The organism is Mycolicibacterium aurum, from assembly GCF_900637195.1.
GTDB classification, from domain to species: Bacteria; Actinomycetota; Actinomycetes; order Mycobacteriales; family Mycobacteriaceae; genus Mycobacterium; species Mycobacterium aurum.
This window is the reverse complement of the sequence record NZ_LR134356.1, coordinates 485,191-500,707: the sequence shown is the minus strand read 5'-3', so window position 1 is coordinate 500,707 and position 15,517 is coordinate 485,191. Positions and strand designations below refer to the sequence as shown.

Below are 15,517 nucleotides of genomic sequence, written 5' to 3'. Positions count from 1 at the left end.
CGACGAGATGCGCGTCTCACGCGGGTCAAACAGCGCGCAGCAGAGAATGCTCCTTGCTACGTTCGTCCAGTGTCGGGAACCTGGGGATCAATTCTCACCGAGCTCATTCCGCTGGCGCTCGTGGTCGCTCTCTCCCCGCTGTCGATCATCCCGGCGATCCTCGTCCTGCACACTCCCCGACCCAAACCGACCGGGCTGGCATTTCTGGCCGGTTGGGTACTCGGCCTCGCCGTGCTCACCGGCGTCTTCCTGGAACTGTCGAATCTGATCGGCGGCATCGGCACCGAACCGCCCAGCTGGGCGTCCTGGCTTCGCATCGTCGTCGGCGCCGCGCTGATCGTCTTCGGCGTCTACCGCTGGGCGACCCGCACGAAGTCCGAGCACATGCCCGGCTGGATGACGCGCATGAGCACGCTGACACCGGCCAAGGCGGGTGTGACGGCGGTGGTGCTGACCGTGGTCAACGTCAAGGTGCTGTTGATCTGTGCCGCAGCGGGTTTGGCGATCGGATCGTCGGGCATCAACACACCCGCGGTGTGGGCTGCCGAGGTGTGGTTCGTCGTGATCGCCGCTTCGACGGTCGCGCTGCCCATCCTCGGCTACGCCGTCTCGGGCGACCGGCTGGACCCCGCGCTGAACCGGCTGAAGGCCTGGATGGAGCGGCAGCACGCGACGTTGGTCGCGGCGATCCTGGTCGTCATCGGTCTTCTGGTCTTGTACAAAGGAATCCACGCCCTGACGGGGTAGCGCGCGCGCATCCGCTGCGGCCGGCGCGCTGACCTGCCGATTCCTCGCCGGCCCGGCGATGGCGGCGCCGGCGGCCGTTCGTCGCGGGAAGACAGCGCCCGAGTGACTTAGGATCGTGCGGCGTGGGCCTCGAAGACCGCGAATCGGTGCGCATCCTCCGGGATGTGCTCGACGTCGGTGACGGCTCCGACACGGTGATCGGCCGGTTCTACACCCGCTGGTTCGCCGTCGACATGTCAGCCCGCGACCTCTTTCCCCCGGACATGGCGAAACAGCGCCGGGTATTCGGCCAGGCCATGTGCTGGTTGTGCGACGAGCTCATCGCCCAGCGGGCCGAGGAGCCGGTCGCCTTCCTGGCCCAGCTCGGCCGGGATCACCGCAAGTACGGTGTCACCTCCGGGCACTACGCGACACTCCAGGACGCCCTGCTGACCACGCTGCGCAGCGCGCTGTCCGACCGCTGGGACCGCAGACTCGGCGAAGCCGTGAACGACGTCGTCGACCTGGTGGTCGGGGTCATGAGCGGCGCCGCGGATGCGGAGACCAGCCCGCCGTTCTGCGACGGCACCGTGCTCGAACACCTGCGCCCCACCCGCGACGTCTCGGTGGTCCGGCTGCGGATGGACCACGCGGTGGCCTACCACCCGGGGCAGTACGTGCCGGTACAGATCCCGCAGTGGCCGCGCCGGTGGCGCTACCTGAGCCCGTCGATCCCCGCCGACCCGGCCGGATACATCGAGTTCCACGTCCGCTCCATCCCGGGCGGCATGGTCAGTACCGCGATCATCGGCGAGACCCGCCCGGGGGATCGCTGGCGACTGTCCAACCCGCACGGTGCGATGGAGATCGACCGCGACGGCGGCGACGTGCTGATGGTGGCGGGCAGCACCGGCCTGGCGCCGCTGCGGACCATGATCATGGACCTGACCCGGTTCGGCGAGAATCCCCGCGTCCACCTGTTCTTCGGCGCGAAGTACCCCTGTGAACTCTATGACCTGCGCACCCTGTGGGAGATCGCGTCCACCAACCCGTGGCTGTCGGTGACACCGGTGTCGGAGCTGAACTTCGACCCGCCGTGGGCGGCCGATTATCCGGACGTCACACCGCCGCGGGGACTGCACGTACGCCAGAGCGGCAGGCTGCCCGAGGTGGTCACCCGTTACGGGAACTGGGGCGATCGGCAGATCCTGGTGTGCGGCCGACCGGAGATGGTGCAGGCGACCAAGGCGGCGTTGATCGCCAAAGGTGCGCCTGCCGAAAGGATTCAGCACGATCCCCTGGCCAACTGAGGCGCACGTGGCAGGATCGGAGGAATGGACGAGTTCGAAACCGTCACGCTGCGCGATCCGTCGTCGCCGCTGACCGCCACCTACGCCCCCCGCATCGGTATGGTCGGCACCTCGCTGTCCGACGACGGCGTCGAACTGCTGGGCCAGCGCAAGGGTCTGTACGCCTACGTGTCCAATCACAAGACCATGGGCATCCCGATCCTCTACCCGTGGGCGAACCGGCTCAGCAGCAACGGCTACGGCGTCGACGGCTCGGTGGTGACGCTGACGCCGGGCACCGGCGGGGTGCGCACCGACGAGCACGGCGTGCCGATCCACGGTTTCCTGGCCGCCTCCGACGAGTGGACGGTGACGACGCTGCTGGAATCGCAGCTGACGGCCGAACTGGACTTCGCGGCGCGCCCCGGACTGCTCGCCAGCTTTCCGTTTCCCCATCTGCTGACGCTGGACATCACATTGGCCGACCGCACCCTCACCGTCACCACGACGGTCACCGCCACCACCGGATCACGGGTTCCGTTGTGCTTCGGCTTCCATCCGTACCTGCAGCTGCCCGGCGTGCCGCGGGCGGAGTGGACGATCGAGATGCCGGAGATGCAGTATCGCCCGGTGAACGCGTGGGGCATTCCAACCGGGGCCATGGAGCAGCGGCCCGCATCCACAGAGGTGTTGGGCACCAAGGTGTTCGACGACGGCTTCGACGAGGTCGCCGCCGGCTCGGTGTTCGCGGTCTCGGGTGGCGGCCGCCGCATCGAGGTGCACTTCGACGAAGGCTTCTCCGCGGCACAGGTTTTCGCGCCGATCAACGACGACGTCGTGTGCTTCGAGCCGATGGCCGCTCCCACCGATGCGCTGCGCCGTGGCGGCTACCGCGAGGTGCAGCCCGGCGAGACCGCTGTCACCAGGTTCCGCATCAAGGTCAGCTGACCCGCCGAGGCTTCAGCGCTGGTGACGCGGTTGCCACACCACCAGCGCGGTGCTCTTGGGCCGTGGTTGGGCACGCAGATGCTCGACCTCACTGCTGAGTTCGCGTACCCGCGCCTGCAGCGCCTCGACCTGATTGGTCAGCTCGATGATGCGTTTGATACCGGCCAGGTTCACGCCCTCGTCCTGCGACAAGCGCTGGACCTCACGTAGCAGATCCACGTCGCGCTGTGAATATCGGCGTCCGCCACCCGAACTGCGCTGCGGGCTGACCAGGCCGAGCCGGTCGTAGGTGCGCAGGGTCTGCGCATGCATACCGGCCAGCTCGGCGGCCACCGAGATCAGAAATGTCCTGGCGTCTTCACCGCGACTCACAGCGAACCCGCCCATCCCGCCCGGGGGTCGAATCCACTGGCCCGTTCGGCTTTCGCGTACGCCTCCAGCGCCTCGGCCGCCTCGCCCTCCAGGTTGGGTGGCACGGCGACCTTCACGGTGACCAGCAGATCACCATGTCCGCCTGAGCGTTTCGGGACGCCACGGCCCCTGACCCGCAGGATGCGGCCGTCCGAGGTGCCCTTGGGCACACGCACGCCGACCTTCCCCTCCAGAGTGGGGACGGAAAGCGTTGTCCCCAGGGCCAGCTCGTGGAAGCTGACCGGAACGGCCACCGTGAGGTCGTCACCGTTGCGCCCGAACACCTTGTCCGGCTTGACATGTACGGTCACGTACAGGTCGCCCGAGGGTGCTCCCCGCAACCCGGCTTCGCCCTGGCCGGCCAGCCTGATGCGCTGACCGTCCTCGACGCCGGGAGGGATCCGCACGTTGATGGTGCGGGTCCGGGTGGTCACGCCGGTGCCCTTGCACTCGTCGCAGGGGTTCTCGATGATCGACCCGCTGCCACGGCATTCCGTGCACGGCTCGGAGAACCCGAACGCTCCCTGGTTGCGGCTGATGACCCCTGCCCCATTGCAATTGGGGCACACCTTGGGGCTGGTACCCGGCCGGGCACCGCTGCCGTGGCAGTTGGTGCACGGAGCCGGGCTGGTGAGCCGCAGCGGCATCGCCACACCCTTGGTGGCTTCGAGGAAACTCAGCTCGGTCTCGGTTTCCAGGTCGTTGCCCCGACGGGGACGGGTGGGGCGTGGCTGCTGTGCGCCACGGCCGAACAACCCGCCGAAGAGGTCACCGATGTTCGCGCCGCCGGACTGACCTGCGGCGTCGAACAGATCGTTGAGGTTGAACTCCTGGCCGTCGGCACCGCTGAAACCGCCGCCGAAACCTTGCCCGCCGCCACCGCTGTAGCGACCCCGACCGAACCCGCCGCCTGCGAACAGCCGGCGGGTCTCGTCGTACTCCTTGCGCTTCGCCGCGTCGGTGAGAACTTCCTTGGCTTCCGAGGCGGTCTTGTACCGCTCTTCGGCTTCGGCATTACCTGGATTTCGGTCGGGATGGTTCTCGGCGAGGATCTTTCGTGCGGCTCGCTTGATGTCCTTCTCGTCGGCATCGGAGGCGACGCCGAGCACTTTGTAGAAGTCCTTTTCAACCCATTCACGCTGGGCCATATCGCGTCACCTCCTTACCTGTGTCTCATTGTTGTCAGTTCACTTCTTACGATTGTGAAGGTTGTTCGGCCTCAGGGTCGGCATTGCCGGGCACTGACGCGTCGGGCACGGTGTCGACCACGCCCACCATGGCGTGGCGGACGATCTGATCACCGACCTTGTAGCCGCGCCGCATCACGGTTCCGACGACGGGATGGGTGCCCTCGCCCTCGTGCTGCACAGCCTCGTGCAGCGCGGGGTCGAAGGCGTCACCCTCCTCGCCGAAGCCGGAAAGTCCCAGTCCCTCAAGGGCAGTCGCCAGCTTGTCGGCGACAGACTTCAACGGCCCGGAATCCAGGTCACCGTGGCTGCGAGCACGCTCGAGGTCGTCGAGCACGGGAAGCAGCTGAACGACAACGCCGGCCTTCGCCCTGTCGGCGATCAACTGCTGATCACGCAACGCCCGCTTGCGGTAGTTGGCGAAATCGGCTTGCACCCGCTGCAGATCGTTGAGCAGCTCGGCGGCCTTGCCCGCTTCCTCGACGGTCTCACCGGCGAACTCCCCCTCCGGAGCCGACCCACTGGGGGCCGGTCCGGCGGGCTCGCGCACCTGTCCGGTGTCCGGGTCGATGCGTCTCTTGTCGGTGAAGGTGATGGGTTCCTGCTGGGGATCGCTCACTTGCGCTCCTGGTCGTCCTCAACAACTTCGGCGTCCACGACGTCGTCATTGGAGCCGGCGCCGCCGGCGGACTCACCATCGGCCGACCCCTGCTCGGCCTGCGTCGCTTCGTAGATCGCCTGGCCGAGGGCCTGGCTCTCTTCGCCGAGCTTCTCCATGGCTGTCTTGATCGCGCCGATGTCGGTGCCCGCAAGAGCGGTCTTGGCCGCACCGATCGCACCGTCGACCTTGGTCAAGGTGTCTTCGGGGACCTTCGATCCGCCTTCTGCTTCGCGCTGTTCCTTGACGAACTTCTCCGTCTGGTAGACCAGCGACTCGGCCTGGTTGCGGACGTCGGCCTCTTCGCGACGCTGACGGTCCTCGTCGGCGTGCGCCTCGGCGTCCTTGATCATCCGGTCGATCTCCTCCTTGGAGAGGCCGGAGCCTTCCTGGATCTTGATCGTGTTCTCCTTGCCGGTGCCCTTGTCCTTGGCGGTGACGTGCACGATGCCGTTGGCGTCGATGTCGAAGGTCACCTCGATCTGCGGCACGCCGCGGGGGGCCGGCGGGATGCCGGTCAGCTCGAAGGAGCCGAGCAGCTTGTTGTGCGAGGCGATCTCGCGCTCACCCTGGAACACCTGAATCTGCACCGACGGCTGGTTGTCGTCGGCCGTGGTGAAGGTCTCCGAGCGCTTGGTCGGGATGGTGGTGTTGCGCTCGATCAGCTTGGTCATCACGCCGCCCTTGGTCTCGATACCCAGCGACAGCGGGGTGACATCAAGCAGCAGAACGTCTTTGACCTCACCCTTGAGCACGCCGGCCTGCAGTGCGGCGCCGACGGCGACGACCTCGTCCGGGTTCACGCCCTTGTTGGGTTCCTTGCCGCCGGTCATTTCCTTGACCAGCTCGGAGACCGCGGGCATACGGGTGGATCCACCGACCAGCACGACATGGTCGATCTCGGAGACGGAGATCCCGGCGTCCTTGATGACGGACTGGAACGGCTTGCGGGTGCGGTCCAGCAGATCCTGGGTGATGCGCTGGAACTCCGACCGTGTCAGCTGCTCGTCGAGGAACAGCGGGTTCTTGTCGGCGTCGACGGTGATGTAGGGCAGGTTGATCGACGTGCTCTGCGAGCTCGACAGTTCGATCTTGGCCTTCTCGGCGGCTTCACGCAGCCGCTGCATGGCCATCTTGTCCTTGGTCAGGTCGATGCCGCTGGTGCTCTTGAACTTGTCGACCAGCCATTCGACGATCCGGTCGTCCCAGTCGTCGCCACCGAGGTGGTTGTCACCGGAGGTGGCGCGCACCTCGACGACACCCTCGCCGATCTCCAGCAGGGACACGTCGAACGTGCCACCACCGAGGTCGAACACCAGGATGGTCTGTTCCTTCTCACCCTTGTCCAGGCCGTACGCCAGTGCTGCCGCGGTCGGCTCGTTGACGATGCGCAGCACATTGAGGCCGGCGATCTGGCCGGCATCTTTGGTGGCCTGACGCTGAGCGTCGTTGAAGTACGCGGGAACGGTGATCACCGCATCGGCGATGTCCTCGCCAAGGTAGCTTTCGGCGTCGCGCTTGAGCTTCATGAGCACGCGGGCGCTGATCTCCTGCGGCGTGTAGTTCTTGCCGTCGATCTCCACGGACCATTCGGTGCCGATTTCACGCTTAACCGAACGGATGGTCCGGTCCACGTTGGTCACCGCCTGGTTCTTGGCGGGCTGGCCGACCAGCACCTCGCCGTTGCGCGCGAACGCGACGACCGACGGGGTGGTTCGGGAGCCCTCGGAGTTGGCGACGACGACGGGGTCGCCACCCTCCAGTACTGCGACGACGGAGTTGGTGGTCCCGAGGTCGATACCGACCGCACGAGCCATAGTTACTGCCTCCTGATAGATGAAACGTTTTGGTCTGAGTGCACCGCACTCAAGCCTGCCTCTGCGGACACCTTCGTGTCAACTGAGACTTGAGTCTGAGTCACTCAACTGTCGAAAGGGTCAACGGGCCCTCCCGGCCTTTTGTTCCCGCCGGAACTGCCGGATTTCTGCGGAGCAGCGGAGGCTGATCAGCTCCGCGGCAGGTGTTCGAGCGCGTTGTGGCCCACGAACGCCGCCGCGACGAACAGGAGGACAGCGATGATCCACCGTCCATGGACCTTCATGAGCCGCTCGTAGCCATCCTTGATGCGACTGGACGCACCGGGGCTGACCAGCTCGATCACTGCCGGCGCCAGCGCGGGCACCACGGCGATCGCGGCGAACACCACGATTCCCAGGGTTCGTTGGGACGGGTCGGTGATGTCGAGCAATTGATGGCCGGCGGCGATGGCGATCGGGAACACCTTCGGGTGCAGTCCACAGACCGCGAACCCCGCCATGGCGGCCCGCGTGATGCGTTGGCGTACCGGCAGGCCGGCCTGCGGGTTCAGCTGGCCCGCGAGCCCGGGGAACTTCGCCGTGATCCGGGTCCGCAGCCGGCTCGGGCGGTGGTCGGGCGCGGACGCGTCGGCGATCGGTTTGTGCCGCACCGCGGCGATCACGCGGTAGATGCCGATCACCAGCAGTGCGACGGCGATCATGACGCGGACCACGAACCCGGGCCACGAATTGTGGTGCACCGCCGACTCGCCGCCGCCACCGGTCAGGTGGGCGATGAGCATTCCGATGCCGGTGGCGAACGCGATACCGGCGATGGCACCGAATGCGAAGGCGAACGCCGCCTGCCTGGGCACCACCTTGTCGCTGGCGATGATCAACCCCAACACCAGCGTCTCGGGACTGAACAGGATGGCGAGGGCAAGTGTCGCGAGGACGGTGAGGTGTGTGCTCACAGCTCAACCCGGCGCAACGGTGGTGGTCATCATGCTGACGTGCACGGTGGGAGGGTAGCGCGCACGGGTGCGGCACCCCGCCGAGTGCGCCGCGAAAGTGCACACAGGGTCGTAGACCGCGCGAATTCACGACCCTGAGCGCACCCTCGCGAAAGCCGCGCGTCACTTCCGTCACTTCCGCCTCATGCTGCGTACGCTGGACGAGATGAAAGCTCGGGTGGCCGTCGCGGAATTGGTGCTCGCCGCCGCCGCGCTCGCAGGCTGCCAGTCCTCGGTCGACGGGACCGCCACCCGCGAACCCGATTCCTATCTCGAACCGAACGTCCCCACCCCCAGACCCAGCCAGCCCTCCCCCGCACCGTCGTCGACACCGGCACCCGCGCCGTCCCCGAGCAACCCCCGGCCCTCGGGCGGGGAGGAACTTGCGCCGCAGAACGGCTACGTGTTCATCCAGACAAAATCCGGCAAGACGCGCTGCCAGCTCGATGAGCAGGAGGTCGGCTGCGAAGCGGCGTTCACGAACGCGCCGGAGATCAACGGAGCGCCGGCCAACGGTGTGCGGCTCACCGCCGACGGCGACCTCAGCTGGGTGCAGGGCAACCTCGGCGCGATCCCCGCCGTCACCCTGGACTACCGGACCTACTCGGCGGTGGGATGGTCGATCGACGCCGACGAGAACGGCACCCGCTTCACCAACGACAGCACCGGGCGCGGCATGGTCATCAGCGTCGAGGGCGTCGAAACCTTCTGACAGCCCACGTCACAGACCGGTCAGCCGGTGCACGTTTCGCGATGAGTACCTTTCGGGAACAGCACGCAGGTGCGCACACACGATCTGGTCGTCATCGGAGCGGGTTCGGGCAACATGGTCATCGACGATCGGTTCTCCGACCTGGACGTCGCGATCATCGACGACCGCAAGTTCGGCGGCACCTGCGTCAACTACGGCTGCATCCCGTCGAAGATGCTGTCCTACACAGCCCAGGTCGCCGACACCGTGGCGTCAGCCGACACCTTCGACATCGACGCCGACTACCACCGGATGCGCTGGACGGAGGTCCGCGATCGGGTCTTCAGCCGTACCGACGCCGTCGCCGACGAGGGCGAACAAGGGCGCAGAGACAGCGATTTCATCACCGTCTACCACGGTCATGCCCGCTTCACCGGACCTCGTCGGCTCCAGGTGACCCTCGCCGACGAGACGGTCGACATCAGCGCGGAGCGCATCGTCGTCGCGGCAGGGAGCCGACCCGTGGTGCCGGACATCGTCGCCGACTCCGGGCTGCCTTTCGAGACCTCGGACACCGTGATGCGCCTGGACGCTCCGCCACAACACCTCGCCGTACTGGGCGGCGGCTACATCGCGGCCGAACTCGCCCACGTCTTCGCCACCGCGGGCAGCCGCGTCACCATCATCGAGAAGTCGGGGCAGCTACTCGGCGGACCCCAGGACGAAGCGGTCCGCACCGCGTACACCGAGCTGATGCGGTCCCGCTACGACCTGCGATGCGGTAGCGAACTCGCCGGAATCTCCGGTACCGCAGGTGATCTCGTCATCACCCTGGACGACGGCTCCACCATCGGTGCCGATTCCCTCCTGGTGGCGGCCGGTCGCCGCCCCAACGCCGACCTCCTCGACGCCGCCAAGGGCGATATCGAGACCCACGACGACGGTCGGATCGTCGTCGACGAATACGGTCGCACGACGGCGGACGGCGTCTTCGCGCTCGGTGACGTGAGCACGCCTATCCCGCTCAAGCACGTCGCCAACCGTGAAGCGCACGCGGTCAAGCACAACCTGTTGCACCCCGACGATCTGCAGGCCGTCAGCCACGAACTCGTACCGTCAGCGGTGTTCACCCATCCGCAGATCGCGTCCATCGGCCGTACCGAAAAGAGTTGCCGAGACGACGATCTGGAGTACCGAGTCGGGATCACCGAATACGCCGACGTCGCCTACGGCTGGGCGATGCAGGACAGCACGGGGCTGTGCAAAGTTCTCGCACGCCCCGACGGCACGATCCTCGGCGCACACATCATCGGCGCGCAGGCCGCCTCGATGATCCAGATCTTCGTCGTCGCAATGAACTTCGGCATCTCTGCCGAGGACCTGGCGAACCGGCCCTACTGGATCCATCCGGCACTGACCGAAGTCGTCGAAAACGCCCTACTCGACCTTCAGGAGTCCGCTGCATGACCGATCCGATTGTCCTGGTCCTGTTCGGCGCCCGCGGTGACCTCGCGCGCCGCATGCTCTTCCCCAGCCTGTACCGCCTCGCGGCCGCCGGAAGGCTCCCCGATGAGTACCGCATCATCGGGTCGGGTCGTTCGTCACCCGAGAGCATCGACGAGTTCCGGGACTCGGTCCGTGACGGGCTGGCCGACTCGATCGACGACCTCGACGGCGCAGTGGTCGAGAAGTTGTTGAGCCAGTTGCGGTTCCAGTCCTCCACCGACGAGGACGGTACCGACCTGGCTGCGGAGGTCAGGCAGGCGCAGGACGAACTCGGCGATGCCGTGCAGACCCTCATCTATCTGTCGGTGCCGCCGGCCGCGATGCGGCCGATGATCGAGATGCTCGGGCGGGAGGGACTGGCCGGAAATGCCCGCCTCATCGTCGAGAAGCCCTTCGGCACCGACCTGGACAGCGCCCGCGAGTTGGCCGCCACCACGGCGTCGGTCTCCGATGAGGACCACGTGTACCGAATCGACCACTTCCTCGGCAAAGAGGCGGTCCAGAACATCCTGGCGCTGCGCTTCGCGAACGGTCTGATCGAACCAGCTTGGGACAGAGAGCATATCGAGTCAGTGCAGATCGACGTGCCGGAGGACCTGGCACTGGAGGGCCGCGGCAGCTTCTACGAGTCGACGGGCTGCTTCCGCGACATGGTGTCCACCCACCTGTGCCAGGTGCTCGGCTTCGTCGCCATGGAACCCCCGGCCACACTCGACGCCACCGCGCTGCGCGACGCCAAGGCCCGAGTGTTCGAGCAGATGCGGCCGCTCGATCCGGCACGCGTGGTGTTCGGACAGTACGACGGGTACCGCGAGGACGACGACGTCGCCGACGATTCCGAGGTCGAGACGTTCGTAGCGCTGGAGGCGTTCGTCGACAACGACCGGTGGCGTGACGTGCCGTTCTACCTCCGCACCGGAAAGGCGTTGGCGGCCAACCGGAGAACGGTGACGCTCACGTTCCGCAACCCGCGGCCCGAGCTGTTTCCCGGCGCCACGCCGGCCCGGGATCAGCTCGTCCTCGACCTGACCGGCACCCCGGCGGCCACCGTCGAGCTCAACGTCAAGCAGCCCGGCCCCGAGTTGACGCTGACGACGGTGAGCTCGGAGCTCCGTCTCATCCCGGGCGACGACGAGGACAACGGGCTGGACGCCTACGAACGGCTGCTGCTCGACGCGGTGGACGGCGACCAGACCCTGTTCGCGCGCGGTGACGAGGTGGACCGGCTGTGGCAGGTGTGCCAACCCGTGCTGGACGCTCCTCCCCGGGTGCAGTCGTACCAGAAAGGCTCCTGGGGCCCGGATGCCGCAGTGGCGCTGCCCGGTCCGGGCGGATGGCGGTTGCCCGATGCCTGATGGTCCGTCCATCGCCGAGCACGGACTCATCGGGGATCTACGGACATGCGCGCTGGTCGGGACCGACGGAACCATCGACTGGTTCTGTGCGCCGCGGTTCGATTCGCCCAGCGTGTTCGGCGCCATCCTCGACACCGAGCGTGGTGGCAGCTGGCAGCTGTCGATGGCATGCGAGAGCAGCCGCACCCATCAGTTCTACTTCCCCGACACCGCGGCGCTGGTCACCCGGTTCCTGACCGATGACGGCGTGATCGAGGTCCATGACTTCATGCCCGTCGCCGCCGCGACCGAGGAGCACCGGCAGCGACTGGTGCGGCGCGTCGTGGCCGTCCGGGGCGCCACCACCGTGCGCATGGCACTCGACGCCCGACCCGACTACGGCAGAGAACGTTTCGAGCTCACCCTCGGTGATCGAGCGGTGGATTTCCGCGCCGACCGCATGGCGATGCGTCTGACGTCCTCGGCCGAACTCCAGGCCGACGACGGCGTGGTCACCGCCGAGCTGACCCTGAAGAAAGGGGAGACGGCGGACTTCGTCCTCGAGGTGCTCGACCCGGACGATCCTGCGTCCGCCACCGGGGACGACGTCGCCACACTCTTCGACGACACCACCGAGTACTGGCGCACCTGGCTGGCCCAGTCCCGCTACGAGGGCAGGTGGCGGGAGATGGTCGAACGGTCAGCCATCACGCTGAAGCTCCTGACCCACGAGCCGTCGGGCGCGGTGATCGCCGCGCCCACCTCCAGCCTCCCCGAAGACATTGGCGGCGAACGTAATTGGGACTACCGCTACGTGTGGATGCGCGACGCCGGGTTCAGTCTGTACGCGTTGCTGCGCCTGGGGTTCAACGCCGAGGCGAATGCGTTCATCGAGTGGCTGTCGAAACGTCTGGGCCGTGGGGAGCGCGAGCAGGACGGCCTCGGGCCGCTGCGGGTGCTCTACGACATCGACGGCAACGAGCCGTCGCCGGAAATGGAGCTGGACCATCTGCGCGGATACGCCGGTTCCGCCCCGGTACGGGTCGGCAACGCCGCCGTCGACCAGCTGCAGCTCGACATTTACGGCGACCTGATCGATTCGGTGTATCTGTTCGACAAGTACGGCGCGGGCATCAGCCACGACGCGTGGACCGATGTCGTCGTGGTCATCGACTGGCTCGTCGACAACTGGGAGCGCGACGACGCGGGCATGTGGGAGGTCCGCGACACCCCGCAGCCCTACACCACCTCCCGGCTGATGTGCTGGGTCGCGCTGGAGCGGGCCATCCGGATCGCCCGCCGCCGCGGACTGCCCGCGGACCTGGTGACCTGGACGGCCACCCGAGACGACATCTACCACCGCATCATGGACAAGTCGTGGAACGCCGATCTGCAGGCGTTCACCCAGGTCGAGGGCGGCGAGCGGCTGGACGCGGGGGTGCTGCTCATGCCGATGGTCAAGTTCATCTCGCCCGCCGACCCGCGCTTCCTGTCGACGCTGCAGGCGATCGAACGCGAGTTGGTCACCGACAGCCTGGTGTTCCGGTACGACCCGGCCACCGACGGTCTCGACGGCGACGAGGGAACGTTCTCGCTCTGCACGTTCTGGTACGTCGAAGCGCTCACCCGGGTGGGCCGGCACCGGGACGCCCAGCTGGCCTTGGAGAAGATGTTCACCTACGCCAATCACGTCGGTCTCTACGCTGAGCAGGTCAGCGCGACCGGAGACCAGGTGGGCAACTTTCCGCAAGCCTTCACCCACCTGTCCCTGATCAGCGCCGCGATCAACCTCGACCGCGCGATGGGCTGACCCGTTTCACCCGTACCGACGAAGGGAACGAGCTGATCATGACCGTTGCACAGCGCGAACGCGCAGCCCTGGTGGCGACCTTCCGCGACGTCGCACCCGACGCGCCGACGCTGTGCGAGGGCTGGGACGTGCGCGATCTGACCGCCCACCTGGTGGTGCGGGAACGGCGCCTCGATGCCGCGCCGGGCATCCTGATCCCGGTGTTCGCCGGCTACACCGAGCGGGTCCAGGACCAGGTGGCGGCGTCGACCGACTGGGACCTGCTGCTGGGTCAGGTGGCCGACGGGCCGCCGCTGTACTCGCCGTTCAAGCTGCTCGACCCGATCGCGAACGTCGCCGAGATGTTCATCCACCACGAGGACGTCCGCCGCGCGGGTCCCGATTGGGAACCCCGGCCGCTCGACGCGCAGACGGTGTCGGCGCTGCGGCGACCGGTGGCGATGATGGCCCGGATGACGCTGCGCAAGGCGCCGGCGCGCGTCGTGCTCCGCACGCCGCAGGGAGACACGCTGGCCACCGTCGGCAAGGGTCCGGAGGTCGTCGTCACCGGAGACCCCGGCGAGCTGCTGCTGTTCGCTGCGGGCCGCGACCAGGCCTGGGTGTCCTTCGACGGTCCCGCTGATCTGACGGACCGCGTGAAAGAGGCCCGCGGCGGGCTGTGAGCCTAGGGTGGGAAGGCGTGGCTCCTAACGACTCGGTAGATTTCCGCATCTTCGTCGAACCCCAACAGGGCTCCGCCTACACCGATCAGCTGGCCGTCGCGCAGACGGCCGAACGTGCTGGGTACTCCGCGTTCTTCCGCTCCGACCACTACGTCGCGATGGCGGGCGACGGGCTGCCCGGCCCCACCGATTCGTGGGTGACGTTGGCCGGGCTGGCACGGGAGACCAGCTCGATCCGGCTGGGCACCATGGTGACCTCGGCGACGTTCCGCTACCCGGGCCCGCTGGCCATCTCGGTGGCCCAGGTGGATCAGATGAGTGGTGGCCGGGTCGATTTCGGCATCGGCGCCGGCTGGTTCGAGGCCGAGCACAAGGCGTACGCCATCCCGTTCCCACCTCTAGGTGAGCGGTTCGAGCGGCTCACCGAACAGTTGGAGATTCTCACCGGGCTGTGGGCGACGCCGCCGGGCGAGACGTTCGACTACACCGGCACGCACTACAGCATCAGCGACTCCCCCGCGCTGCCCAAACCCGTGCAGACCCCGCACCCGCCGATCATCATCGGCGGCGGAGGCGCGAAGAAGACACCGGCTCTTGCCGCCCGCTTCGCCGACGAGTTCAACATCCCGTTCGTGCCGCTGGACACCCTGACCGAGCAGTACGCACGGGTCGCGGCGGCCGTCGAGACGGCGGGCCGGGCCAAGGAGTCGATCACCTATTCCGCGGCGTTCGTGCTGTGCGCCGGCCGCGACGAGAACGAGCTGACCCGGCGCGCGGGCGCCATCGGTCGCGAGCTCGACGAACTCCGGTCCAATTCGCCAGTGGTGGGCACGCCCGCCGAAATCGTCGACAAGCTCGGGCCCTTCCTCGACGCGGGCGTTCAGCGGGTCTACCTGCAAGTTCTCGATATGAGCGACCTGGAGCACGTCGAGTTCTTCGCCGAGCAGGTGGTATCGCAGTTCCGCTGACCCGGCGACAGGGCGCTGGCCACCGCTACTATCGGTGGCCGTGACCAGCCGGGATCGAGACGATGCCTCTCCGGAGGAGCCGCCCGTAGCGTGGCACAACCGGACGTCCACTCTGCTGGGAGCCAGTGTCGCGGGTCTGGCCGCCATCGCGGTGCTGATCGGTCTGCTGTCGTATGTCGCGGGGCAGTTCAACGAGCCCGAGCAGCCGCCGCTGTACTACGTCCCTCCTGCGGTCACCGCCAGCAAGTCGGGGACGTCGACGCCGACCACCACGAGCACCATCACCAGCACCAGCCCGCCGATGACCACCGACATCAATCCGGACGCGACACCTTCGTCCACATCGGAATCGACGACAAGTCCGAGCACTCGCCCGCCGCGGACCCGCGAGACCGAAACGTCCACCGAGAACGATGACGACGACGAGCCGCAGACGACCCGTAGCCGACCGCGGACAAACGTGACACGCACGCTCTACCCGGGCACGTAGGCGGCCGGCGACGCCTACTATCGGTCCT

General features: G+C 67.3%; 15 protein-coding genes. 10 read left to right on the top strand and 5 right to left on the bottom strand.

The window, feature by feature from the left end; all coding sequences use genetic code 11:
- Positions 1–69 precede the first annotated feature (69 nt).
- The 3 genes from EL337_RS02330 (at position 70) to EL337_RS02320 (ending at position 2,963) form a co-directional block, all read left to right on the top strand.
- A complete protein-coding gene (locus tag EL337_RS02330; RefSeq protein WP_048633309.1) occupies positions 70–747 on the top strand; it encodes a GAP family protein in 678 nt (225 codons plus the stop codon).
- A 122-nt stretch (positions 748–869) separates the two neighbouring features.
- Positions 870–2,036 carry an FAD-binding oxidoreductase gene (locus EL337_RS02325; protein ID WP_048633310.1) on the top strand — a complete coding sequence of 389 codons (1,167 nt, stop codon included), beginning with the start codon at positions 870–872 and terminating at the stop codon, positions 2,034–2,036.
- A 24-nt stretch (positions 2,037–2,060) separates the two neighbouring features.
- Positions 2,061–2,963, top strand: coding sequence for an aldose 1-epimerase (locus EL337_RS02320; protein ID WP_048633311.1), 903 nt, complete (start codon positions 2,061–2,063; stop codon positions 2,961–2,963).
- Between the two features lie 12 nt (positions 2,964–2,975).
- On the opposite strand, the gene EL337_RS02315 is transcribed toward EL337_RS02320, so the two are convergent.
- The 5 genes from EL337_RS02315 to EL337_RS02295 all read right to left on the bottom strand — a co-directional run bounded on the left by EL337_RS02315 (position 2,976) and on the right by EL337_RS02295 (position 7,989).
- On the bottom strand, positions 2,976–3,350 hold the full coding sequence (locus EL337_RS02315) for a heat shock protein transcriptional repressor HspR (RefSeq protein ID WP_048633312.1): 375 nt from the start codon (positions 3,348–3,350) through the stop codon (positions 2,976–2,978).
- Complete coding sequence (dnaJ, locus tag EL337_RS02310) at positions 3,332–4,522, bottom strand: molecular chaperone DnaJ (protein WP_048633313.1); 1,191 nt, start codon at positions 4,520–4,522, stop codon at positions 3,332–3,334. Before dnaJ ends, EL337_RS02315 begins: the two co-directional genes overlap by 19 nt.
- Before the next feature lie 46 nt (positions 4,523–4,568).
- Complete coding sequence (grpE, locus tag EL337_RS02305; RefSeq protein ID WP_048633314.1) at positions 4,569–5,180, bottom strand: nucleotide exchange factor GrpE; 612 nt, start codon at positions 5,178–5,180, stop codon at positions 4,569–4,571.
- Entirely contained in the window at positions 5,177–7,036 is a 1,860-nt protein-coding gene (dnaK, locus tag EL337_RS02300; protein ID WP_048633315.1) for a molecular chaperone DnaK, read from the bottom strand. Before dnaK ends, grpE begins: the two co-directional genes overlap by 4 nt.
- Before the next feature lie 188 nt (positions 7,037–7,224).
- Positions 7,225–7,989 (bottom strand): GAP family protein, encoded by a 765-nt coding sequence (locus EL337_RS02295; RefSeq protein WP_048633316.1) that lies wholly within the window; start codon positions 7,987–7,989, stop codon positions 7,225–7,227.
- Between the two features lie 205 nt (positions 7,990–8,194).
- Between EL337_RS02295 and EL337_RS02290 the strand changes: the two genes are divergently transcribed.
- From EL337_RS02290 to EL337_RS02260, 7 genes are all read left to right on the top strand, one after another.
- Positions 8,195–8,740 carry a hypothetical protein gene (locus EL337_RS02290; RefSeq protein ID WP_048633346.1) on the top strand — a complete coding sequence of 182 codons (546 nt, stop codon included), beginning with the start codon at positions 8,195–8,197 and terminating at the stop codon, positions 8,738–8,740.
- A 69-nt stretch (positions 8,741–8,809) separates the two neighbouring features.
- Positions 8,810–10,186: a mycothione reductase gene (locus tag EL337_RS02285; protein ID WP_048633317.1), complete on the top strand. Its 1,377-nt coding sequence runs from the start codon at positions 8,810–8,812 to the stop codon at positions 10,184–10,186.
- On the top strand, positions 10,183–11,580 hold the full coding sequence (gene zwf / locus EL337_RS02280) for a glucose-6-phosphate dehydrogenase (RefSeq protein ID WP_048633318.1): 1,398 nt from the start codon (positions 10,183–10,185) through the stop codon (positions 11,578–11,580). The genes EL337_RS02285 and zwf overlap by 4 nt, the downstream gene beginning before the upstream one ends.
- On the top strand, positions 11,573–13,369 hold the full coding sequence (locus EL337_RS02275; RefSeq protein WP_048633319.1) for a glycoside hydrolase family 15 protein: 1,797 nt from the start codon (positions 11,573–11,575) through the stop codon (positions 13,367–13,369). The genes zwf and EL337_RS02275 overlap by 8 nt, the downstream gene beginning before the upstream one ends.
- Before the next feature lie 38 nt (positions 13,370–13,407).
- Positions 13,408–14,031 carry a TIGR03085 family metal-binding protein gene (locus EL337_RS02270; protein ID WP_048633320.1) on the top strand — a complete coding sequence of 208 codons (624 nt, stop codon included), beginning with the start codon at positions 13,408–13,410 and terminating at the stop codon, positions 14,029–14,031.
- Positions 14,032–14,048: 17 nt separating this feature from the next.
- Positions 14,049–14,999 (top strand): LLM class F420-dependent oxidoreductase, encoded by a 951-nt coding sequence (locus EL337_RS02265; RefSeq protein ID WP_048633321.1) that lies wholly within the window; start codon positions 14,049–14,051, stop codon positions 14,997–14,999.
- 40 nt (positions 15,000–15,039) lie between these two features.
- A complete protein-coding gene (locus tag EL337_RS02260) occupies positions 15,040–15,489 on the top strand; it encodes a hypothetical protein (protein ID WP_306316167.1) in 450 nt (149 codons plus the stop codon).
- The last annotated feature ends 28 nt before the right edge of the window (positions 15,490–15,517 follow it).

Excerpts from the sequence above, each read along its gene's own strand:
- EL337_RS02320 (WP_048633311.1), top strand. The coding sequence starts at position 2,061 with ATGGACGAGTTCGAAACCGTCACGCTGCGCGATCCGTCGTCGCCGCTG.
- EL337_RS02315 (WP_048633312.1), bottom strand. The coding sequence starts at position 3,350 with ATGGGCGGGTTCGCTGTGAGTCGCGGTGAAGACGCCAGGACATTTCTG.
- dnaJ (WP_048633313.1), bottom strand. The coding sequence starts at position 4,522 with ATGGCCCAGCGTGAATGGGTTGAAAAGGACTTCTACAAAGTGCTCGGC.
- dnaK (WP_048633315.1), bottom strand. The coding sequence starts at position 7,036 with ATGGCTCGTGCGGTCGGTATCGACCTCGGGACCACCAACTCCGTCGTC.
- EL337_RS02290 (WP_048633346.1), top strand. The coding sequence starts at position 8,195 with ATGAAAGCTCGGGTGGCCGTCGCGGAATTGGTGCTCGCCGCCGCCGCG.
- zwf (WP_048633318.1), top strand. The coding sequence starts at position 10,183 with ATGACCGATCCGATTGTCCTGGTCCTGTTCGGCGCCCGCGGTGACCTC.
- EL337_RS02275 (WP_048633319.1), top strand. The coding sequence starts at position 11,573 with ATGCCTGATGGTCCGTCCATCGCCGAGCACGGACTCATCGGGGATCTA.
- EL337_RS02270 (WP_048633320.1), top strand. The coding sequence starts at position 13,408 with ATGACCGTTGCACAGCGCGAACGCGCAGCCCTGGTGGCGACCTTCCGC.